The sequence below is a fragment of the Lysinibacillus sphaericus genome (assembly GCF_015844675.1).
GTDB classification, from domain to species: Bacteria; Bacillota; Bacilli; order Bacillales_A; family Planococcaceae; genus Lysinibacillus; species Lysinibacillus sphaericus_E.
The window spans coordinates 22,354-44,155 of record NZ_LDGC01000049.1 but is presented as its reverse complement, the minus strand read 5'-3'; the positions used below and the strand labels follow the sequence as shown (position 1 = coordinate 44,155).

16 protein-coding genes are annotated in these 21,802 nt (G+C 36.9%); 15 read left to right on the top strand and 1 reads right to left on the bottom strand.

The features are described from left to right. The first annotated feature begins 1 nt into the window (after window position 1). The 4 genes from ABE34_RS12775 to ABE34_RS12760 all read left to right on the top strand — a co-directional run bounded on the left by ABE34_RS12775 (window position 2) and on the right by ABE34_RS12760 (window position 5,464). The gene (locus ABE34_RS12775) at window positions 2–1,975 is read left to right on the top strand and encodes a DHH family phosphoesterase (protein ID WP_197142944.1); all 1,974 of its coding nucleotides are present in this window, start codon (window positions 2–4) and stop codon (window positions 1,973–1,975) included. After that, complete coding sequence (rplI, locus tag ABE34_RS12770; protein ID WP_079563373.1) at window positions 1,972–2,418, top strand: 50S ribosomal protein L9; 447 nt, start codon at window positions 1,972–1,974, stop codon at window positions 2,416–2,418. Before ABE34_RS12775 ends, rplI begins: the two co-directional genes overlap by 4 nt. Before the next feature lie 13 nt (window positions 2,419–2,431). Beyond that, window positions 2,432–3,793: a replicative DNA helicase gene (gene dnaB / locus ABE34_RS12765; RefSeq protein ID WP_197142943.1), complete on the top strand. Its 1,362-nt coding sequence runs from the start codon at window positions 2,432–2,434 to the stop codon at window positions 3,791–3,793. Window positions 3,794–4,171: 378 nt separating this feature from the next. Then, window positions 4,172–5,464: an adenylosuccinate synthase gene (locus ABE34_RS12760; RefSeq protein ID WP_197142942.1), complete on the top strand. Its 1,293-nt coding sequence runs from the start codon at window positions 4,172–4,174 to the stop codon at window positions 5,462–5,464. 570 nt (window positions 5,465–6,034) lie between these two features. Here the strand turns inward: ABE34_RS12760 and ABE34_RS12755 are convergent. Then, window positions 6,035–6,847, bottom strand: a complete 813-nt coding sequence (locus tag ABE34_RS12755; RefSeq protein ID WP_346655559.1) for a YitT family protein — start codon at window positions 6,845–6,847, stop codon at window positions 6,035–6,037. 518 nt (window positions 6,848–7,365) lie between these two features. Here ABE34_RS12755 and ABE34_RS12750 point away from each other — a divergent pair. From ABE34_RS12750 to ABE34_RS12700, 11 genes are all read left to right on the top strand, one after another. Beyond that, window positions 7,366–8,826 (top strand): M23 family metallopeptidase, encoded by a 1,461-nt coding sequence (locus ABE34_RS12750; RefSeq protein WP_197142941.1) that lies wholly within the window; start codon window positions 7,366–7,368, stop codon window positions 8,824–8,826. A 550-nt stretch (window positions 8,827–9,376) separates the two neighbouring features. After that, a complete protein-coding gene (gene yycF, locus ABE34_RS12745; RefSeq protein WP_197142940.1) occupies window positions 9,377–10,090 on the top strand; it encodes a response regulator YycF in 714 nt (237 codons plus the stop codon). A gap of 6 nt (window positions 10,091–10,096) precedes the next feature. After that, the gene (walK, locus tag ABE34_RS12740; protein WP_197142939.1) at window positions 10,097–11,965 is read left to right on the top strand and encodes a cell wall metabolism sensor histidine kinase WalK; all 1,869 of its coding nucleotides are present in this window, start codon (window positions 10,097–10,099) and stop codon (window positions 11,963–11,965) included. Next, window positions 11,962–13,281 carry a YycH family regulatory protein gene (locus tag ABE34_RS12735; protein ID WP_346655558.1) on the top strand — a complete coding sequence of 440 codons (1,320 nt, stop codon included), beginning with the start codon at window positions 11,962–11,964 and terminating at the stop codon, window positions 13,279–13,281. The genes walK and ABE34_RS12735 overlap by 4 nt, the downstream gene beginning before the upstream one ends. Then, entirely contained in the window at window positions 13,268–14,095 is an 828-nt protein-coding gene (locus ABE34_RS12730; protein WP_197142937.1) for a two-component system regulatory protein YycI, read from the top strand. The genes ABE34_RS12735 and ABE34_RS12730 overlap by 14 nt, the downstream gene beginning before the upstream one ends. Beyond that, window positions 14,095–14,883, top strand: a complete 789-nt coding sequence (locus tag ABE34_RS12725) for an MBL fold metallo-hydrolase (RefSeq protein WP_197142936.1) — start codon at window positions 14,095–14,097, stop codon at window positions 14,881–14,883. The genes ABE34_RS12730 and ABE34_RS12725 overlap by 1 nt, the downstream gene beginning before the upstream one ends. A 279-nt stretch (window positions 14,884–15,162) precedes the next feature. Then, complete coding sequence (locus ABE34_RS12720; RefSeq protein WP_197142935.1) at window positions 15,163–16,461, top strand: S1C family serine protease; 1,299 nt, start codon at window positions 15,163–15,165, stop codon at window positions 16,459–16,461. Window positions 16,462–16,701: 240 nt separating this feature from the next. Next, the gene (locus ABE34_RS12715; protein ID WP_079563383.1) at window positions 16,702–16,866 is read left to right on the top strand and encodes a CxxH/CxxC protein; all 165 of its coding nucleotides are present in this window, start codon (window positions 16,702–16,704) and stop codon (window positions 16,864–16,866) included. A 90-nt stretch (window positions 16,867–16,956) separates the two neighbouring features. Then, a complete protein-coding gene (gene rlmH / locus ABE34_RS12710; protein ID WP_079563384.1) occupies window positions 16,957–17,436 on the top strand; it encodes a 23S rRNA (pseudouridine(1915)-N(3))-methyltransferase RlmH in 480 nt (159 codons plus the stop codon). Between the two features lie 503 nt (window positions 17,437–17,939). Continuing rightward, window positions 17,940–19,754, top strand: coding sequence for a methyl-accepting chemotaxis protein (locus ABE34_RS12705; protein WP_206700835.1), 1,815 nt, complete (start codon window positions 17,940–17,942; stop codon window positions 19,752–19,754). 526 nt (window positions 19,755–20,280) lie between these two features. Then, entirely contained in the window at window positions 20,281–21,681 is a 1,401-nt protein-coding gene (locus ABE34_RS12700; protein WP_197142971.1) for a TcaA 3rd/4th domain-containing protein, read from the top strand. The last annotated feature ends 121 nt before the right edge of the window (window positions 21,682–21,802 follow it).

The following is a 21,802-nucleotide window of genomic DNA, read 5'->3' as shown; positions in this document are numbered from 1 at the left end:
AATGGGGACTTTTAGAAAACGACCAATCCGCTATCCGCTTTTTGTTCTTTCCATTTTTGGCATTGTGACGTTCGTGCTTCTATGTATTTGGAATATCGGGATAGGTATCGGTTATGGAGTAGGTTTTGTTCTATTAATGGCCTATACGTGGAAGGTAGAAAAGATTACCTTTGAAGAAACAGAAAAGCATATTGAATCCATCTCTTTCCGCATGAAAAAAGTTGGGGAAGAGGCATTGCTTGAAATGCCAATTGGGATATTACTTGTCAATGATCAATATGAAATAGAATGGTCGAATCCATATATGCAAGGTGTTTTAAATATGGAGAATTTAGTAGGTGAAGGAATCGTTAATATATCTGACGACATTTATGTGCTAATGAAGACCGAGGAGACAAATGAAGATACGATTACGCTTCGTGATCGTAAGTACCGAGTTTATTATAAAAAAGAAGAGAATTTATTATATTTCTTTGATATCACTGAGCAGATAGCTATTGAAAAACAATACTATGCTGATAGTACAGTTATTGCGATTTTATTTGTTGATAACTATGACGAAATTACACAAGCAATGGACGACCAGCCACGTAGTTTAACGAATACGCTGGTGACATCCATTGTTAATGATTGGGCGGCTGAGCAAGGGATATTTGTGAAACGAATATCATCCGATCGTTTTTTAGCTGTATTAAACGAATCGATTTTAATGGAACTTGAAAAGAAAAAATTTGCTATTTTAGATACAATTCGAGAAAAAACGGCGCAAAAAAATATGTCATTAACATTAAGTATTGGCGTAGGCGCAGGGTCATCTTCATTAGTAGAACTTGGTGAACTAGCACAATCAAGTTTAGACCTTGTTTTAGGTCGTGGCGGTGATCAGGTTGCTATCAAGCAACCTACAGGAAAGCTGAAGTTCTATGGCGGGAAAACTAACCCAGTTGAGAAACGTACACGCGTTAGAGCTCGTGTTATTTCCCATGCACTACGCGATTTAATTCAGGATAGTGACCAAGTGTTTGTTATGGGACATAAAAATCCGGATATGGACTCTATTGGCGCCTCTGTTGGTGTACGTAAAATGGCACAAATGAATGATGTGAAGGGCTACGTTATCATAAATTTTGAAGAATTAAATGGAAGTGTAACCCGTTTAATGAATGAAATTGAGAGTAAATCGGATTTCTATGAACATTTCCTAACACCAGAGGAAGCTGCGACAAAAATGACAGAAAAATCATTGCTCATTATTGTCGATACACATAAACCGAATTTAGTCATCGATTCACACCTATTGAAGTTGGCTGAAAAAGTTGTGGTCATTGATCACCATCGTCGAAGTGAGGATTTTATAGAAAATCCAACGCTTGTTTATATGGAGCCATATGCATCGTCAACAGCTGAGCTTGTGACAGAATTACTTGAGTATCAACCAAAACGTGCGAAGATTAATATGCTAGAAGCTACTGCATTGCTAGCGGGAATTATTGTCGATACGAAGAGTTTTACACTGCGTACGGGAGCCCGTACGTTTGAAGCAGCTTCTTATTTAAGGACAAATGGTGCCGATACAGTGCTAGTACAGCGATTATTAAAAGAAGATGTAGATACGTATATTGAACGTTCTAAAATAGTACAGACTGTTAAGTTCGTGAAACCGGGTATTGCTATTGCTGTAGGTGAAGAAGCGAAAGTGTATGACTCTGTACTAATTGCGCAAACAGCAGATATATTACTAACAATGAAGGATGTCGGTGCTTCCTTTGTCATTGCGCATCGGTCAGACGGCAAAATCGGCATAAGTGCAAGATCACTTGGCGAAGTAAACGTGCAGCTTGTTATGGAGAAGCTAGGCGGCGGCGGGCATTTAACTAATGCAGCTTGCCAAGTCGAATCAAATTCCATTGCTGGAGTAAAAAAATATTTAGAAGAGGCCATAAATGAGGTACTCGAAGGGAGTTCTGAATCATGAAAGTAGTATTTTTAAAAGATGTTAAAGGAAAAGGGAAAAAAGGCGAAATAAAAAATGTAGCAGACGGCTATGCACAAAACTTCTTAATTAAAAATGGTTATGCTGCTGAAGCAAATGCACAAGCATTAAGCCAATTAGAAGGTCAAAAGAATTTAGAAGCTAAAAATGCTGCTGCTGAATTAGCTGAAGCAAAAGCATTAAAAGAAAAATTAGAAGCTTTAACGGTAGAACTAAAAGCCAAATCAGGTGAAGGTGGTCGCCTATTTGGTTCAGTATCTTCAAAGCAAGTTGCCGATGCACTTCAAAAAAAGCATGGCATAAAAATTGATAAACGTAAAATGACTTTAAGTGATGGAATTCGTGCGCTAGGCTTTACAAATGTACCTGTAAAACTACACCATGAAGTATCTGCTACATTAAAAGTTCATGTAACGGAAGAATAAGGGGCGACAATCCATGACCGAACCGATGATGGATCGCGTTCCACCGCATAACCGGGAAGCCGAGCAATCGGTTATCGGTGCGATTTTCCTCGATCCTCAATCGTTAATCACTGCATCTGAAATTTTACTAGCAGATGATTTTTATCATAATGCACATAAGCAAATTTTCGAAACGATGCTACGTTTAAGTGATCAGGGAAAAGCGATAGATGTTGTCACAGTTACTGAAGAATTATCAGCTAAAAAAGAAATTGAGGATGTTGGCGGGCTATCGTATTTACTAGAGCTCGCCAATGCTGTCCCTACGGCTGCTAACGTCGCACACTATGCGAAAATTGTCGAAGAAAAGGCTCTATTACGTCGTTTAATTCGTGTAGCTACTAAAATAGTAGAAGATGGCTATACTCGTGAAGATGAGGTAGAGGCATTACTTGGTGAAGCAGAGAAGAAAATGATGGAGGTAGCCAATCGTAAAAATGCGGGTGACTTTAAGCATGTTAAAGACGTATTGGTGGAAACCTTTGATAACATCGAGAAGCTTCAATCACAAAAAGGTGATGTTACAGGTATTCCGACAGGCTTCCGTGACTTAGACAATATAACAGCTGGCTTCCAGCGTAACGATTTAATTATTGTTGCGGCACGTCCATCTGTAGGGAAAACAGCCTTTGCATTGAATGTCGCACAAAGCGTTGCCGTTCAAGCGCGAGAAAATGTTGCAATCTTCTCCTTAGAGATGGGTGCTGAGCAGCTAGTTATGCGTATGCTTTGTGCAGAGGGAAATATAGATGCACAAGTTTTACGTACAGGTGCTTTAACAACGGAAGATTGGGGTAAACTAACTATGGCAATGGGGAGTTTATCGAATTCAGGAATTTTTATTGATGATACACCAGGTGTACGTATCAATGAAATTCGCGCAAAATGTCGACGTTTAGCACAAGAGCATGGCCTCGGTATGATTTTAATTGACTATTTACAACTTATTCAAGGTAGTGGTAAACCAGGGGAGAACCGTCAGCAAGAGGTATCTGAGATTTCACGATCTTTAAAAGGTTTAGCGCGTGAATTAAAGGTTCCAGTCATTGCATTATCACAGCTATCTCGTGGCGTTGAGCAACGTCAAGATAAGCGACCAATGATGAGTGACTTACGTGAATCGGGAAGTATTGAGCAAGATGCTGATATTGTTGCCTTCTTATATCGTGATGATTATTACGATAAGGAGTCCGAGAGTAAAAATATGATTGAGATTATTATTGCTAAACAGCGTAACGGTCCAACAGGTACAGTTACACTTGCCTTTAAAAAGGAATTCAATAAATTCATTAATGTGGATTGGTCGCAAATGCCGCCACCGCCTCCACGTGATTAAATATTTATTTGGCTCATCATCAGTAGTTGAAGATGATATTTGTTAAAACATATGCCATGTATATAAGTTGATCTGCGTTATGACTGGATGACTCCAGGAAAGCGCCCTATCGGAACGGAAATCAACCATACACTATGTTGGCCAAATGCTGATTGAAAAAGAGGAACATAACGTTTGCGACTATGCCAAAACGGAATTAATCTGAATGTTAGATAATATTCATACCATTCTGTTATTAAACACGAACGTTGAATCATATTTTTTGATTTTACGTTCGTGTTTTTAAGTATTTTTGTTGACTAGGCGTTTCTATCATTGTTACAATAATTAACGGCTTAAAAATTGAGATACAAATTGTATCTAACGGAGGTGCTGACTATGACATCAGTTGTAGTTGTAGGAACACAGTGGGGAGACGAAGGAAAAGGTAAAATTACAGATTTCCTTTCACAAAAAGCCGATGCAATCGCTCGTTTTGCAGGTGGTGATAATGCAGGACATACAATTAAATTTGATGGTGAAACGTATAAGTTACACTTAATCCCATCAGGTATTTTCTATAAAGATAAAGCTTCAGTAATCGGAAATGGTTTGGTTGTAAATCCAAAGTCTTTAGTGACTGAGCTTAGAGGCTTACAAGAGCGTGGCATTAATACAGATAATTTACGAATTTCTAACCGTGCGCATGTTATTTTGCCATATCATATAAAGCAAGATATTGCTGATGAGGAAAGCCGTGGCGATAATAAAATTGGTACAACTTGTAAAGGGATTGGGCCGTGTTATCAGGATAAAGTAGCACGTATCGGTATCCGTATGGCTGATTTACTAGACAAAGATGTATTTGAAGAAAAACTACGTCAAAATTTAGTAATTAAGAATAAGTTATTTGAGAAATTTTACGAAGTTGAAGGTGTAACATTCGAAGAAATTTTCGAGGAATATTACAACTATGGACAAGAAATCGCAAAATATGTAACAGACACGTCTAAAATCTTAAATGATGTACTAGATGAAGGCGGCAAAGTGTTATTTGAAGGAGCACAAGGTATTTTACTTGATGTCGATCAAGGTACGTATCCATTTGTAACATCTTCAAATCCTGTTGCCGGCGGAGTAGCAATTGGTGCTGGTGTTGGACCATCACGAGTTACAAGTGTTATTGGTGTATCTAAAGCCTATACATCTCGTGTTGGTGATGGACCGTTCCCTACTGAACTATTTGATGAAGTAGGTCAACAAATTCGTGAAGTTGGCCGTGAATACGGTACAACAACTGGTCGTCCACGTCGTGTAGGCTGGTTTGATACAGTAGTTGTGCGCCATTCACGCCGAGTAAGTGGTATTACGCATCTTGCGCTTAATTCAATTGACGTTTTATCTGGCTTAGAAACAGTGAAAATTTGTACTGCGTATAAATATAAAGATGAAACAATTACTGAGTATCCAGCAAACCTTCATATTATTGAACAATGTGAACCAGTTTATGAAGAGCTTCCAGGCTGGTCAGAAGATGTTACAGGCTGCAAAACATTAGAAGAGCTACCTGAGAATGCACGACGCTATGTAGAACGCGTAAGTGAATTAACTGGTATTGAAATCGCTACTTTCTCTGTTGGTCCTGCACGTGAACAAACGAACGTATTAGTGGACGTTTGGGAAGCAAAATAATTATAAATCAAAAAAGGATGTACCATATGCGGTACGTCCTTTTTTATACTAAATCTTTTTCTTTCGTGAATTTAAGGTAAGAGAACGAATTATTGCCTTTTAATAGGATATACGTTATGGTTACTTCCATAATCAATGAGAATAGACGTATAACAGTAATGCTGTTTTTCAATTGGTATAACTAACTACGCTTTGCAAAAGACATTTGTTACTGCCGAATCGCTTACGCAAGAAAAAAATCTGTTGCTTCGTTACAATTCGCACAAAAGACATCTGTTATGAACGCTATTATTTTGCATATTATCACTTTAAATTATAGTAATATGTTAGAAGATACATACTAGTGGATTGGTTGATTGGAGTGGAGACTGAGCGACTCCTTGGGGATCAGCGTCACAGATGAGACCCTGGAGCGAGCAGCGCGAGTGAAGCGGCTCATCGGACGCCCCCAGGAAAGCGCTCAGACGGAACGGAAATCAACCCCTCGATTTGCCGGAGAGCCATATTTTTTATTTATAGATTTCAACAACATTTAAAGGGCGTGCCATATACGGTACGCCCCTTTTGTAATTAGTGAATATCTCTTTTCTTGAAGCGACCACCTCTAACCTCTGCAATATTACCAATTGCTAGGAATGCATGATCATCAATTTCAGCAACGATTGATTTAAGTTTCGATTCTTCTAATCGAGTAATGACGGTAAAAATAACTTTTTTATCGTTCCCCGTATAAGCCCCTTCACCATGAAGGAAAGTTACACCTCGACCAAGTCGGTCCATAATGGTCTGTCCGATTTCATCAATTTCGTCACTAATGATATAAACAGATTTTGATTCTTCCATCCCTTGAATGACGATGTCAATCATTTTATAGGCAATATAGTATGCCAGGATAGAGTACATGGCTTGTTCCCATGTGAACACAAATCCTGCTACCGTAAAGATGAGTACATTGCAGAACATAATAATTTCACCAACGGAAAACGGCGTTTTACTATTAAATAAAATAGCTAAAATTTCTGTCCCATCTAACGAACCACCATAACGAATGACGATTCCGACACCAATACCTAAAATCATGCCTCCGAAAACTGTGGCCAATAGTGTGTCTTGAGTAAAAGGTTTTATATTATGTAAGAAAAGTGTTGCTAATGAGAGTACTGTAATTCCGAGTCCTGATGAAAGTGCAAAAGTTTTACCAATTTGTTTATAGCCTAAAAAGATAAAAGGTAAGTTTAAAATGAAGATGAAAATACCAAGAGGTAAATTTAATAAATGCGAAGTGATAATGGATACGCCTACGATTCCACCATCCATAATGTTGTTTGGTACTAAAAATAGCTCCAGCCCCAGTGCCATAATGACTGCACCTAATGACACCATAATGGTCCTCATAATAAGTTTACGAACAGTATTTTTGCTTTGGGGCTTTCTTACTTTAGTGGTTATTCCAGAGGTTTGTGAATCATTCAAAATTAATCGCTCCAATCAACTAGTATATCTCTATTCTATTTTATCGGAATATTAAAAAACTAAAAAGTAGTAAGTCTTAAATTATACTAAAAATAAATACAATACTACATTTTCTCAAACACTACAAATGTACTGAAAGAATTCAGTAAATGTCTTTTGTACACCGAAAGCAAAACGAATTGAGTGAATCTACATCAGATCTCCTTTGAAAAGACACGACTGGAGAGAACATCCGCATTTAAAATTATTTTTATTAATTGCAACAAAAATAGTAATTTTGTAACAAGTAGTAGAGAAATAATACATTTGCATTACAAAAGGATGAAAACAATCTAACCGTATTTTCTTTATGGTACAGTATATTGGTGCAAAAAATCCTTGTGGGTAATTAATCCTGCTAAAGGTTAAAGTTGGAAGGAGCTTTATTGATGAGTTCGTCTTGGTCAAGAAAAGAAAAAAACAGTAGATTTACTTACAATTTTTCTTCAATTAAAAAGATATCCATTATTACAGTGTTAATGACAAGTTTAACGTTTGATGTAGGTTTTGCAAAAGAAAATCATAATGAAGATTTGAATAAAATTTATCACGTTTACGTGGGAAATAAATATATAGGTGCGGTCTCTAATGAGAAAGCTATTGAAGAAATTATTGAGTCAAAGGAAAAAGGAGCAAGTCAACAATACCAAGAGTTATCAATCGATGCTAGTTCTTCTGTCAAAATAATCCCAGAGAAAGTATTTAGTGATCAAACTAAAGATGTGGAGATTTTGAAGAAATTAGAACAATCTTTAGTAGTTCAAGCTCCATCATTTACAATATCTGTAGATGGTGAGCCTGTAGTTTCATTAAAAGATGCAAAAGACTATGAAGATACTATTCGTATGCTAAAACTACAATATGTTTCGCAGCAAGAGCTAAATAGTTTATATGTTAATCAACAATCAACGAATATTCCACCATTACAGACTGGTGAAGCGCGTCTTGTAGATGTTTCTTTTAAACAGGAAGTTTCAGGTGCAATACAAAAAGTAGCACCAAACGCTATTGTAACGCCTATGGAAGCCGTGAAATATTTAATGACAGGCTCTCTTGAACAAGAAACATATAAAGTTCAATCAGGTGATGTTTTAGGATCGGTTGCTCAAAAACATGGATTAACAACGACTGAGCTAGTAGCGTTAAATCCTAGTATCACTGTCGATACAGTTTTACAGATTGGACAAGCATTAAACGTAACAGTCGCTAAACCATTTGTAACACTTGAGGTAAAACAGGAGAAGAAAGTTACTGATACTATTCCATTTAAGAAAATAGTTGAAGAAGATCCGACGATGTATAAAGGTGAGAAAGTGATAAAACAACAAGGTGTTAATGGAAGTAAAGAAACATCTTATTTATTAACGTCTGAAAATGGAACTCGTATATCCAAAGTCGCGTTAAAAGAAAATATTATACAACAACCAGTTGATGAAATTGAAGTAGTTGGTACGAAAGTGATTTCATCACGTGGTACAGGTGAATTTACTTGGCCAACAGTGGGTGGCTATATATCAAGTGGGATGGGCCAACGTTGGGGAGAACTCCATCGTGGTATTGACATCGCTCGTCCTAATAATTATAATATTTTAGCTTCAGATAATGGTGTTGTTGTCGCTGCTGGTGTCTCAGGTAGCTACGGTAATCGTATCGTAATTGATCATCATAATGGTTATACAACGCTTTACGGACACCTTTCTTCAATTGAAGTGAAAGTTGGGCAAGTGGTAGAAAAAGGTTCTGTTATAGGTATTATGGGCTCTACTGGAAATTCAACAGGTACACATCTACACTTTGAAGTTGAAAAAAATGGTTCGTTAGAAAATCCATTAACATATGTAGGGCGTTAATCAGTTCGAATAGAAGACAGTCCGAAGTAGGGCTGTCTTTTTGTATACGTTATATTTAAATCTATGTTATTTCCCGAGAAATATTTGTCGAAATATAGTTAGATACAATATCGTATAATGTCTTAGGATTTAGAATAATGCATAGAAGTAAAAAGCATGGTAGAGTTAAGAGGAGTTACTTTAACTTCTTGCAGTAAAAGCCCCCACCTTTATAGGTGGTGAGTTGGATACGGAGTGAGGTTATTTTTCAACGGGTGTCCGCTGAAATAGAGGAACTTAGGCTAAAAACTTCACATCCTATGAAAACGCCAAGGAGTGCTTATAGGATATCGCATAAAATCATCACATCCATGCGATAACGGCTAACTGACCTGCATCGTGTTGGCCCTCATGTTGTTACTGTCGCTTCGCTTTCGCACAGGTAATAACATGTTGCTGTCGTTGCGCTTTCGTACAAAAGACATCTGCAGACTTAACTACAAAGCCAAATCATAATAGATAAAATACACATTGTTTAAGAATAGATAAAAAGCGAAAGGGAGAGAAATATATGGACAAAACCATTTTAGTTGTTGACGATGAAAAACCAATCGCAGATATTTTACAGTTTAATTTAATAAAAGAAGGGTACAAAGTTATTTGTGCTTATGATGGAGATGAAGCCCTAGAGAAGGTTGAGGAAGAGCAACCGGATTTAATGCTTTTAGATATAATGTTACCTAAGCGTGATGGAATGGAAGTTTGTAGAGAAGTGCGAAAAAAATATGATTTTCCAATCATCATGCTAACGGCAAAAGGCTCTGAAATCGATAAAGTATTAGGATTAGAAATGGGCGCAGATGATTATGTGACGAAGCCATTTAGTACACGAGAGCTGATTGCACGTGTAAAGGCAAATATGCGTCGCTTACAGGTAGTAGCCCCTACTGCTGAAGAGGTCGAGGAAGAATCCAATGAAATTGTAGTTGGCTCTCTTGTTATTCAGCCAGACGCTTACTTAGTAATGAAACGTGATGAAGCAATTGAACTAACGCATAGGGAGTTTGAGTTATTACATTATTTAGGTAAGCATATCGGTCAAGTAATGACGCGTGAACATTTACTGCAAACTGTGTGGGGTTATGACTATTTCGGCGATGTACGAACAGTTGATGTAACTATTCGCCGTTTACGAGAAAAAATAGAGGACAATCCTAGTCATCCTGCTTGGATTGTTACGCGCCGTGGTGTAGGTTATTATTTACGAAATCCTGAACAGGAGTAAAAAGGAATGCAGAAAGTGAGCTTCTTTAAATCAATTCATGTCAAGCTAGTACTAATTTACATTTTACTCATCCTACTTGCATTGCAAATAATAGGAATCTATTTTGCGCAAGAATTAGAACAAAATTTAAAAAGTAACTTTCGAGACTCCATTTTTCAACGTGTCGATTTGATGGAATATAGCATTCGTGAAGAAATGTTAAAAGAACGCGATGAAAGTAGTATGCCATCTCTTGAAGATAGCCTGAAAACGATAGTTATGGAGTTTTCCACGGGATTGAGGGAAGTTTCTAATGGCGATATTTTAGAAATCCGCGTCATTGATAATAGACAACGTATTCGCGCCACATCCGAGGTAGACAATCAAAGTTTGATTGGACAGCGTTCGAATAATGATCTCGTGCGCCGTGCTATCTCTGCAGAAACTTTATTTGAAAACATTAAACTTGATAGTAAAACAAGAAATCGAGTGTGGGTATTAGCTTCACCAATTCGAGAGGGTGCAGGTCCTGATGATGAAATCGTAGGGGTACTCTACATTGAAGCTAATATTGAATCTGTTTTTGAACAAGTGAATGACATTAACGGTATTTTCCTTGGGGGTACGGCCGTGTCCTTGGTGATCACTATCTTTTTAGGGATTTTAGTGGCACGAACAATTACACAGCCAATTTCAGATATGCGTAAGCAGGCGCAGGCTATGGCTAAGGGGAACTATTCTCGAAAAGTGCGGGTTTACGGTACAGATGAGATAGGACAGCTTGCAATCACCTTCAATCATTTAACGAATCGCTTGCAGGAGGCGCAATCTACTACAGAGGCAGAGCGGCGAAAGCTCGATTCGGTTCTTAGTAATATGACGGATGGTGTTATTGCGACAGATCGAAAAGGGCGTATCATTCTTATTAATGATCCTGCGCTAGAATTGCTGCATATTTCAAGAGATATTACATTAGGTCGCCCGATTGCATCTGTTTTAGGTATTGACCAAGAGTATAGTTTTGAGGATTTAATTCATATGAATGATGCGGTGAATCTAAATTTCAGTACAGCAGACGCGCCATATATTTTACGTGCGAATTTCTCGGTTATTCAAAAAGAAACAGGCTTTATTAATGGGCTTATTACCGTACTGCATGATATTACGGAGCAAGAAAAAATAGAGATGGACCGTAGAGAATTTGTATCGAATGTGTCACACGAATTACGGACACCATTAACGACGATGCGTAGTTATTTAGAGGCGTTAGCTGATGGTGCATGGAAAGATGAAAATATTGCTCCAACATTTTTGAATGTCACACAAACGGAGACAGAGCGTATGATCCGTTTAGTGAATGACTTATTGCAGTTATCGCGAATGGATAGTTCAGATTATGAGTTGAATAAAGACATTGTTCTATTCAATTCATTCTTTAACCGTATTATCGATCGCTTTGAAATGTCTAAGTCAGACAAAGTGAGATTTGAACGTTTATTACCAGAGGCATCTTACTATGTAGAGATTGATACAGATAAGGTGACACAGGTTATCGATAATATCATTTCCAATGCTATTAAGTATTCACCAGATGGAGGTAATATTCGCTTTGGCTTTACAGTGCAAGGAGATATACTGAAGGTTATGATTTCCGATGATGGTATGGGAATTCCTAAGGAAAATGTGGGACGTATTTTTGACCGTTTCTATCGAGTAGATCGTGCTCGAGCTCGTTCTATGGGAGGCACTGGTCTAGGGCTAGCTATTGCCAGAGAAATGATTGAAGCTCATGACGGTAAAATATGGGCTGAAAGTGAGGAAGGACATGGAACAACAGTGTTCTTCACATTACCACTTAATTTAGATGATTTTGACGAGGCAGGTGAGTGGGAGTGAAATATATAGAACCAGTTAAATCAGTTGTATTATTTCTACTCGTTGTGCTAAGTGTGGCTTTAACTTTTATGATTTGGACATACACGCCAGATTATAAATATATTGAACAGACGGAGGGCAAAGAAATCCTGATTGGACCACAAAAAAAAGTGGCGGATGTCATTCGTCCATATAAAGCTATTTATCGTTTTGATAAGGAATTTACCGGAACAGTTTCTAATAGCGTCATGGAAGATATTATGAAAACAATTGAAGGATGGAATGTTCTAGATTTAATGCCTGTAAACAATAATCTTACGGCCAGCTCTGTAAACGAGATGATTCGTACTAATAATTGTATGACTGTCTTTTTTACTGGTGAGATTCCTTACTCTGCCTTTAATACAATTTTTCAATTTGCTGATAAGGAACTACCTGAAACAACCTTTAATCGTATGATTATAGATTGGAGTACTTATAATAACAAAGAGTTACAGGTGTTTTTCATTAGTGGCAATAATGAATCATTGATGCGTTCGCATGTAAGCTTAGTAAATGCTAATCAGTTTGTACGAAATATTATTGAGCCAGCGAAAACATATGGCACTTTTACAGAGGTGGAGCGAGAGGGCTTTACCTCACTATATATTGCAAATGATAAAGTTGAATCAGCAAAGTATACGTATTTTATTGAAGAGAAACCTGAATTATTTAAAGATGTATTATTTACAAACCAAAAAATTGTCCGACGCACTGATGAAAGTGCAACTACTGAAAGATATCAAGATAAAATGTCAAAGATGGTACTTGATTCAAAATTGAAATCATTGACCTATGCAAATCCAGCTGCAGAAAGTAGTTTAAGAATAGAACCTTCCAAGCTCTTGAAAGATAGTTTTGAATTTGTCAATGAACACGGAGGCTTTACAGATGATTATCGCTTAGTATCAACAAGTACAAGCAATAACCAATTAGATTATCAGTTATATATACATGGATTACCGATTTATAGTGAACAAGCTATAAATCGAATTTCAACCGTTTGGGGAGATAATCGTATTTTCGTCTACAAACGTCCATACTTTTCTTTTGAGAAAGATATTGAATCCGAAACAGAGATGAAAGAACTTCCGTCAGGAACGGAAGTCGTTGAAAAGATTAAAAAGCTAAATAACATTGTTTTATCAGATATAGATGACATTGTTGTCGGTTTCTATTTGACTCATAAACATAGTACAATTGTGACATTAGAGCCGTGCTGGTTTGTCATTCGTAATGGTATACCCACGAGACTGACGCCTGAAGTAATAGGGGGTGTCAAAAATGGATTGGAATAGAACAAAATCAATTTTTATATTCGTTTTTTTAATCTTAAATATCTTCTTATATTGGTTGTATTTAGACCGTTATAATGAAGCGCAGAGCGTAGAAATACTAGGTGAAAAAACGATAGAAGCCCGTTTAAAAGATGATAATATTACGTATGGACCACTGCCTAATGGTAACGAGTTTGCTTCTTATCTTACAGGCGAAGTGCATGTTTTTAAAAATACTGCTCCTGATAATAATCAGAGAGTGAGTTTCATGGATGACAAACATACACAAATAAGCGCTATTTTTATCAATCCTGTGAAATTACGAAATATTAATGATGATGCAAGCTTTATCGATTTTGTCCACACAAACGTTAAAGATGGAGATTCTTATGCATTATGGGAGGTAGACCGTGAGGAACGGGTCGCAGTCTTCTTCCAGAAGAAAAATAATCGAATGTTCTATTACAATGATAGTGCCGTATTAAAAGTACACTGGAATATGGATGACGAAGTAGTAGAGTATGAGCAGACAATGATTGATAATTTCCAAGAGATGGATCAACAGGAAACTGTTATTCCACCACTTCAAATTTTCCAAACACTTTATAATAAAACGCTATTAAAGCCAGACTCGAGTATTACGCAAGTGAAGTTAGGTTACTCGACATTTAGTAAATTAGATAAAACGCAAGTGTTGATACCAACATGGGAAGTACAAGTTGAATTGTCGGACGGGGAAATAGAAGAGTACTTCGTTGATGCTATTGATGGAAAAATTATTGAAATCCAAGGAGACAAGCAACAAGGTGAAGAGGAAGACTGGGGAGTTGAATAATGCGATTTAGTGTTTTAGCAAGTGGCAGTACAGGAAATTCGATTTATGTAGAGAATGATGATCATGCATTTATTGTCGACGCTGGTCTAAGTGGCAAAAAGATGGAGCAACTATTTACAAAAATCGACCGTAATATGAAACAGCTAAGTGGCATATTCGTTACGCATGAGCATAGTGATCATATTAAAGGAATCGGTGTATTGGCACGAAAATATAATGTACCTATTTATGCAAACAACAAAACATGGCAAGCGATGGACGGGCTAGTTGGTGATATACCTTTAGAGCAACGTTTTGAATTTGAAATGGATACTGTAAAGCATTTTGGTTCATTAGCTGTTGAATCTTTTGCTGTATCACATGATGCAGCAGACCCAATGTTCTATAGTTTTCATGAAGATGGTCGTAAGCTTGTTGTTATCACGGATACAGGCTATGTTAGCGACCGTATGAAGGGGATCATTCGAGGTGCTGATTCCTTTGTATTTGAAAGTAACCACGATGTGAATATGCTGCAAATGGGGCGCTATCCATGGTCTATCAAACGTCGTATTTTAAGTGATGTAGGGCACGTTTCAAATGAGGATGCAGCTATAGCAATGAGTGAGGTAGTATTTGAAAAACCAACAAATATTTATTTATCACATTTAAGTAAAGATAATAATATGAAAGAACTTGCGCGCATGAGTGTCACACAAACTTTGCAATCTTGCGGCATTATTGCCGGAGAGTATTTAAACTTATTTGATACAGATGCAGAAGAGCCGACAAAATTAGTTACTGTGTAACCTTTTTCAGCAAATTTTTTATGTAACGTAAGTGAAACGGCAGTTACAAATGTTTTATGTAGCATTAGCGTTAACTACATTTGCTTTTGGCTTAAAGTGAGTTAATCATATATCGAATTATTCAATAAAAAAATGAGGCTGTTCAATTACATTTTATAGAAAATGCATTGGACAGCCATTTTTATGTCCATTTTATTTATTTTTCATCTGATTTTAATGTTTGAATCGTAATATTAAGGTAACAACTAACAAATACTAATAAGAGAAAGGACGAGGAGAATGAGCTATTTTCAAGATGATGATAAAAACAATGATTTTCTAAAAAATGATGATATACAGAAGTCACCTCTTCAGGAGCGACTCGAACAGGAGGAGCGAGAAACGCAAGAGAAGCGTCATAAAAAGAAAGGCGGTGGCGGAGGTAAGGGTGGTTATTTTTTCACTGGTCTTATCGGTGTCATCATTGGCGCTTTACTCGTGTGGCTCATGATGCCTGGACTTGTCAATCAAATGCCAGGTACAACGACAAGCAGCACAGGTAAAAATGAAACAACCATTAATCAAGTTGCAACAGAAGTGACTACTGATGTTACGAAAGCAGTAGATAAGGCTTCAGATGCTGTTGTAGGAATCACAAATATTCAAGAAGTATCAAGTGGCGGATTCTGGAGTCCGCAACCTGCAATAGATCAGCCTGCAGGAAGCGGTTCAGGTGTTATTTACAAAGTTCAAGGTGATAGAGCTTTTATCGTGACAAATAACCATGTTATTGAAGGTGCAAAACAGTTAGAAGTAACAATGCCAGATGGAACGAAAGAAGAGGCACAATTAGTTGGTCACGATGTTTGGACAGACTTAGCAGTTATTTCAATCAGCTCTAAAGATGTTAAGACAGTAGCGACATTTGGTAACTCAGATGTATTAAAACAAGGTGAGCCAGTAATTGCGATTGGTAACCCACTTGGCTTAGAATTCTATGGCTCTGTTACTACAGGTGTTGTTTCTGGTAAGGATCGTTCTGTACCAGTTGACATGAACAATGATGGTTCAGTAGATTGGCAGCAAGAAGTATTACAAACAGACGCAGCTATCAATCCTGGTAATAGTGGTGGTGCACTTGTTAACCTTGCTGGTGAATTAGTCGGCATTAACTCCATGAAAATTTCGGAATCCTCTGTTGAAGGTTTAGGCTTCTCCATTCCGATTAATTCAGCAATTCCAATTATCGAGGAGTTAGAGAAAAATGGTGAAATGAAACGTCCAACAATGGGTGTTTCTTTAGTAGACTTAACGGATGTTCCGTCATACATCCAACAACAAACATTAAAATTGCCAAATGATTTAACAACAGGTGTTGTAATTAGAGATGTTGTGCCGAACTCTCCAGCTTCAAAAGCAGGCGTTAAACAATACGATGTAATTGTTGAAATGGATGGCAAAAAAATTGAAACAGGAATCGATTTACGCAAACATTTATATAATGACAAAAAAATTGGTGATACATTAACGATGAAAGTATACCGCCAAGGTAAATTAGTGGAACTATCACTAACATTAACAAATGGTGATTCATTGTAAATTAAAAATCAGTGGGGATGATATGATCTCCACTGATTTTTTTCGTTAAATTATGAAGAATGATTTAGAAAATATTGTGGATAACTAGAAAATTGTGAATAATAACATTAACACGATGAGTGGCGGTATGAAGCCTATTCTTCCATACTTGCCTGTCCTTTGTTACAATAGATGTGGATAACATAGACCGAATTGTGAATAAGTTTGTGGAAATTTCGGAAAATAAGAAGAGGTGCAAAAATGGAAAAATACAGCTGTGAAAACCATATAGAACACGCTTTAGACATGTTTGTGGCAGAGCAAAAAGAGTTCCCGATTATGGATAAAGTCGAAGAGGATAAAAAGTTATCCACAAAATGTAGCTACTGTGAACAGCCTGCAGAATATCTTGTATCAAGTAAATAACTTTACACAAGATATAGGAACAGCTTGTGGATATGTTGATAACTTTTGTGGATAATTTGTTTGTAAATGAAATGTAAAGGTGGATAACGTGTGAATATAACGATTGTATCAGTCGGAAAACTAAAAGAAAAGTACTTAAAAATGGGCATAGATGAATACGTAAAACGTCTCGGTGGCTACGCAAAAATGGATATAATCGAGGTACCAGATGAAAAAGCACCTGAACAGCTAAGCGAAGCAGAAATGGAAATCGTCAAGAAAAAGGAAGGTGAACGTATTTTGTCTAAAATCGGCCCAGATACATACGTTATCGCCTTAGCCATTAACGGCAAAATGAAAACCTCCGAACAAATGGCGGCTGATCTTGAATCCCTCATGACCTACGGCAAAAGTAAAATCGCGTTCGTCATCGGTGGTTCCCTTGGTTTACATGATGATGTGTTGAAACGAGCTGATGAGCAACAATCCTTCGGAAAGATGACATTACCACATCAGCTAATGAAACTTGTTTTGGTAGAGCAGGTTTATAGGAGTTTTAGAATTATGAAGGGTGAACCGTATCATAAGTAAGTGCGGTTTTCTACTTTACTGAAGATTAATTATTAATAAAGTTGAAAATAGCTATGAGATGACAGTCTAACTAGAGATTAGTTGGGCTGTTTTTATTTTCTTTTGCTATGTATAATGCTATGACACATAGAGATTATGAAAATACATCCTCAATTATTATTAAATTTTATCCGATTGAAATTGTTATAGAAAACTCTGGTTCTTTCCTGACAACGAAAATTCAAGGAAAGAAAATTTAAATTATTTTCTAAAAGCTCAATACCTTTGCTGCTAACTTTGATGAACAGGGGATAAAGGGAGAACTAAAATAAACTTTGCTCCAAATATTTTATAATTGTATAATTTATGTATAACATATGTATAACTGGTTGATTTGAAACAGTGTATTACTATGAATATTAAGCCCTCCACCACAATAAAAAAGATTACAATATTTGCGTGAAGCGGGGATCTAATCGCAACTATGTGTATTATTATAGATAAAAGCTAAAATAGAAGGTGTAATGAAAATGGGTTTTCCCTTGATTGGAAGAAAAAAATTATTAAATACCAGGAGGACAACTAAGCGCTCTAAAAAAGCAAAATCTAGAAGTTTAGTATTTACGAGCTCGTTATTTCTCTCCGCCCTCATTATTATCGTTATCGGATTAATGATTTCCCTGTCCATACGCGATCAACGTGGGGCGTACTTTCGCCAATTTGATGAATATGGAAAAGTATTCAAATCCATAACTCAACAAAATGAACCTCTTGTTGCCGAAGCAAAGAAGACAATTCTTGAGCATCAACCATTGGAGGGAAAACCATTCGAGGAACTCCCCAATATTTTGAATTCTATGAAATCCAATCATATGGTAGTGGATGTCTATTTATTAACACCGGACATTATCAGGAAAGATGGCAAAGAATACTTATATAACTCAGAATATGGTCGGGATCCAGGTGAATATGCTGAAGAGTTAGGTACGTTATATGAAATAGATTCGGAATTTCTTAAAAGTTACGAAGATGCAATGAGAAACGGTAGCACATTAACTGATGTTTACACTGATGAAGGTGGAACTTTCATCTCGTATTTAGCGCCGATTAATGACGAAAGCGGGAATCCAGTTGCGTTGTTCGGTGTCGATTTCGATTACGGGATTGTTAAAAAGGAACTTCAACGGATTCTATGGACGAATATCACGGTTGGTATTTTTTTTGTACTTATGTTAATCGGGTTGGTTGTATTCATTCTTCGTAAAATGTTACGCCCGCTTGCACGTTTAGCTGAAGTGTCTGAACATGCTTCGAAAGGCGATTTAACCGTTGAAATTCCTGTACTGAACCATAATGAGATTGGTGAGGCTGCAAGTTCATTTAATCAGATGATTAGCGGACTTCGGGTATTGACCCATAACATACAAAATTCTTCGAATGAAGTTGCTGTATCTTCTTCTCAATTACAAGAAAGCGCTGCCCAGACCGAAGCAGCTACACAAGAAATCACAGGTGCCATTCAAAACATTGCTGTTGGGCTCGATGAACAACTTCGTCATACTAATGAGTGTCAACAATCAATGAAAGAAATGGGAATGGGTATTCATAGAATCGTAGATGCATCCTCCGTCGTTTCAGAATTGGCTTCGGTTACAGCAGATAGCGCAAATGCAGGAATGAAGGATATAGAAACAACAGTTGCTCAAATGAGCACAATTGAACAAAACTTGAAAACATCGGTCGAAGCAATCCATGGATTGAAGAAATTAAGCGATCAAGTTAGTGAAATGGTTACATTAATAGGTAGCATTGCTAATCAGACCAATTTGCTTGCACTTAACGCATCGATTGAGGCATCGCGAGCAGGTGAGCATGGTAAAGGTTTTGCCGTTGTGGCTCAAGAAATTCGTATACTCGCTGAACGGTCCAAAATCTCTTCGGAGAAAATAACTGACATACTCCAAGGCATCAGCGATCACACGAGTAAAACAGTGGTTTCTTTGGATAAATCAATGACAGAAGCCCAGGCAGGTACACACATTGCGAATAAGGCAGGGCAAACATTTAGTTCGATCGTGGAGTCGATTCAGAAAGTGTCCGATCAGATTGACGAAGTATCTGCTGCTTCGGAACAACTGTCATCAGGAAGTGAGTTAGTTGCGGCTTCACTAACAGTGCTGGAGAGTATCGCAGATTCTTCTTCAGCCGATTCCGCTCTCATCGCCGCTTCATCAGAAGAACAACTTGCAGCCATGCAAGAGGTAGCCAGTTTTGCAGCTATGCTTTATGGGCTGGCGGATGAATTGAAACAGAGTGTTGACCGTTTCCGTGTAAAGTAGGTTACTAGTTAAAACCGCACTTAGACATGTTACGATGAACCGTATCATAAGTAAGTGCGGTTATCTACTTTACTGACGATTAATTGATAATAAAGCTGATATAGCTGTGAGATGACAGCCTAGCTAAGAGATTAGTTGGGCTGTTTTTATTTTCTTGGGCAATGTATATATAGATTTTGGAAAATGTTTCATCATTTGCTAATATAGAAGATGGCAGAGAGTTCTTCAATGAGGGGATGATGTAACTTTGGATTCAATTTTTGGACTGATTGGTGGCTCAAATCAAGAATTAAAAAGTTACGGACAACCGAATCATAAGTAAGTGAAGGTTATTTCAGTTACCTCAGTTTGAGAGTTAAACATTTTATTTTTGAAATGTCAGGAGTGCTAACATAGAGTAACGTTATGTGTTGGCCTCCCTTTTTGTGTATTTATTCTTTTGATATGGGTATAGTTACTGTTTTTTAGTAACACCTTTTTCAAAAAAATGTATAATATGCTGATGTATATGTAAGGAGGAATAAAAATGGATTTTTGTGTTCACTGTGGTTATCAAAATGCAGAGGAAACTAATTTCTGTGAGAACTGTGGTAAACCTATTAATTCGGTAAGGGAAACAAAATCTGAATCGAATAATTCCGTAGGACCTCAGTATTCTAAACAAAATGGAAAAAAGAAACCTATGTCGAAGAAGAGTAAGTTTACAATCATAGGTATTGCAGTAATGATCGGGTTAGTTGTGATCGCAAATATTGTTATTACAAAAATGTTAGATCCGATGAAGCAGATTGAAGCGATGGATTCCGCATTGAAACAAGAAGATTATCGAGCGTTTTTAGAAGAATTCCATATTCCTGAAAAATCGATTTATGATGCTGAAAGTTTTTCTTTGTATGTAAAGGAAAATGGGTGGAGTGCAATTCGTGATAATTTAATAGAGGAAGTAAATTCTTTAGAAAATGGTGAATTTGCAGATCCCATTAGTGATAGTCATGGTACAGATTTGATAACGGTTCTACAAAAGAAAGTCTTGTTTGGGCTCTTTAAAAAGGTAGAATTCAAATTGGTGCCAATTGAAGTCTACACTGAAGCGCCATTAAAGGATATAGAAATTATGATGAATAATCATAAAGTTAAAACGGATATCGAAGGCACACAATTATTGGGGCAGTATTTGCCTGGTGTTTATGCCTGGAGTTATACGTATGATGGCCAGTGGGCTAACTTGAAGAATAGCGGTGAACTGGCAATCCGAGGAAATGGATCGAATAAGCTGAAAATTGATATTGATTGGGAAATGACATCTTTAGAATTAGATTCTGACATAGAAGATGCAATGGTTTATGTAAATGGGAAATCCACTAAATTGACTGTTTCAGAAATAGGGGAAATGTACCCTCTTCCAGCTAACGATAGTATAGAGATTTATGCTGTTGCCAAAAATTCAAAAGGTCAAGAGGTTCAATCAAATACCATTACTTCAGATGCCCGATATGCTTACTTTGAATTTCCAGAAGATACAAATCAACCTACTATTGAAGAAGAACAAGAAAAAGTTACAAATGGGAGTCAAAAAGATGAGTACATACAGAAGCTAGATTCGATTGATGCTGGTTTAGCAGATCTGGAGCATTTGTATACGAATAAAGATAATACAGAAATTTTAAAAGCAGAAAAAGAAACATATACTAGATGGGATAATATCTTAAACGAAATTTATGCTTTGTTAAAACAGCAACTTTCTAGTGGTGACATGCAGAGTTTAAAAGAAGTACAAATAGAGTGGATTAAAGACAAAGAGAGTTCTGCGAAAAATGCGGCTTCAAAGTATGCTGAAGATGAAATGAAAGAAATTACAAAGTATAAAATTGAAGCTCAATATACGAAAGAAAGATGTTATGAGCTAGTAAAAAATTATATGAAATAAACAAGTGAAAAAGAGCGTTTTAAAATCTATTACACAATATATCTACATAAAAGATTCTCTAAATAATTGAGTGTGCTCTTTAAAAAAGCAAACCCCAAGAATGCTGTGAAATCAACATTCT

What these genes read in the sequence shown, in the direction of transcription:
- ABE34_RS12775 (WP_197142944.1), top strand. Translation starts at nt 2, where the DNA reads ATGGGGACTTTTAGAAAACGACCAATCCGCTATCCGCTTTTTGTTCTT.
- rplI (WP_079563373.1), top strand. Translation starts at nt 1,972, where the DNA reads ATGAAAGTAGTATTTTTAAAAGATGTTAAAGGAAAAGGGAAAAAAGGC.
- dnaB (WP_197142943.1), top strand. Translation starts at nt 2,432, where the DNA reads ATGACCGAACCGATGATGGATCGCGTTCCACCGCATAACCGGGAAGCC.
- ABE34_RS12760 (WP_197142942.1), top strand. Translation starts at nt 4,172, where the DNA reads ATGACATCAGTTGTAGTTGTAGGAACACAGTGGGGAGACGAAGGAAAA.
- ABE34_RS12755 (WP_346655559.1), bottom strand. Translation starts at nt 6,847, where the DNA reads ATGGTGTCATTAGGTGCAGTCATTATGGCACTGGGGCTGGAGCTATTT.
- ABE34_RS12750 (WP_197142941.1), top strand. Translation starts at nt 7,366, where the DNA reads ATGAGTTCGTCTTGGTCAAGAAAAGAAAAAAACAGTAGATTTACTTAC.
- yycF (WP_197142940.1), top strand. Translation starts at nt 9,377, where the DNA reads ATGGACAAAACCATTTTAGTTGTTGACGATGAAAAACCAATCGCAGAT.
- walK (WP_197142939.1), top strand. Translation starts at nt 10,097, where the DNA reads ATGCAGAAAGTGAGCTTCTTTAAATCAATTCATGTCAAGCTAGTACTA.
- ABE34_RS12730 (WP_197142937.1), top strand. Translation starts at nt 13,268, where the DNA reads ATGGATTGGAATAGAACAAAATCAATTTTTATATTCGTTTTTTTAATC.
- ABE34_RS12725 (WP_197142936.1), top strand. Translation starts at nt 14,095, where the DNA reads ATGCGATTTAGTGTTTTAGCAAGTGGCAGTACAGGAAATTCGATTTAT.
- ABE34_RS12720 (WP_197142935.1), top strand. Translation starts at nt 15,163, where the DNA reads ATGAGCTATTTTCAAGATGATGATAAAAACAATGATTTTCTAAAAAAT.
- ABE34_RS12715 (WP_079563383.1), top strand. Translation starts at nt 16,702, where the DNA reads ATGGAAAAATACAGCTGTGAAAACCATATAGAACACGCTTTAGACATG.
- ABE34_RS12705 (WP_206700835.1), top strand. Translation starts at nt 17,940, where the DNA reads ATGAAAATGGGTTTTCCCTTGATTGGAAGAAAAAAATTATTAAATACC.
- ABE34_RS12700 (WP_197142971.1), top strand. Translation starts at nt 20,281, where the DNA reads ATGGATTTTTGTGTTCACTGTGGTTATCAAAATGCAGAGGAAACTAAT.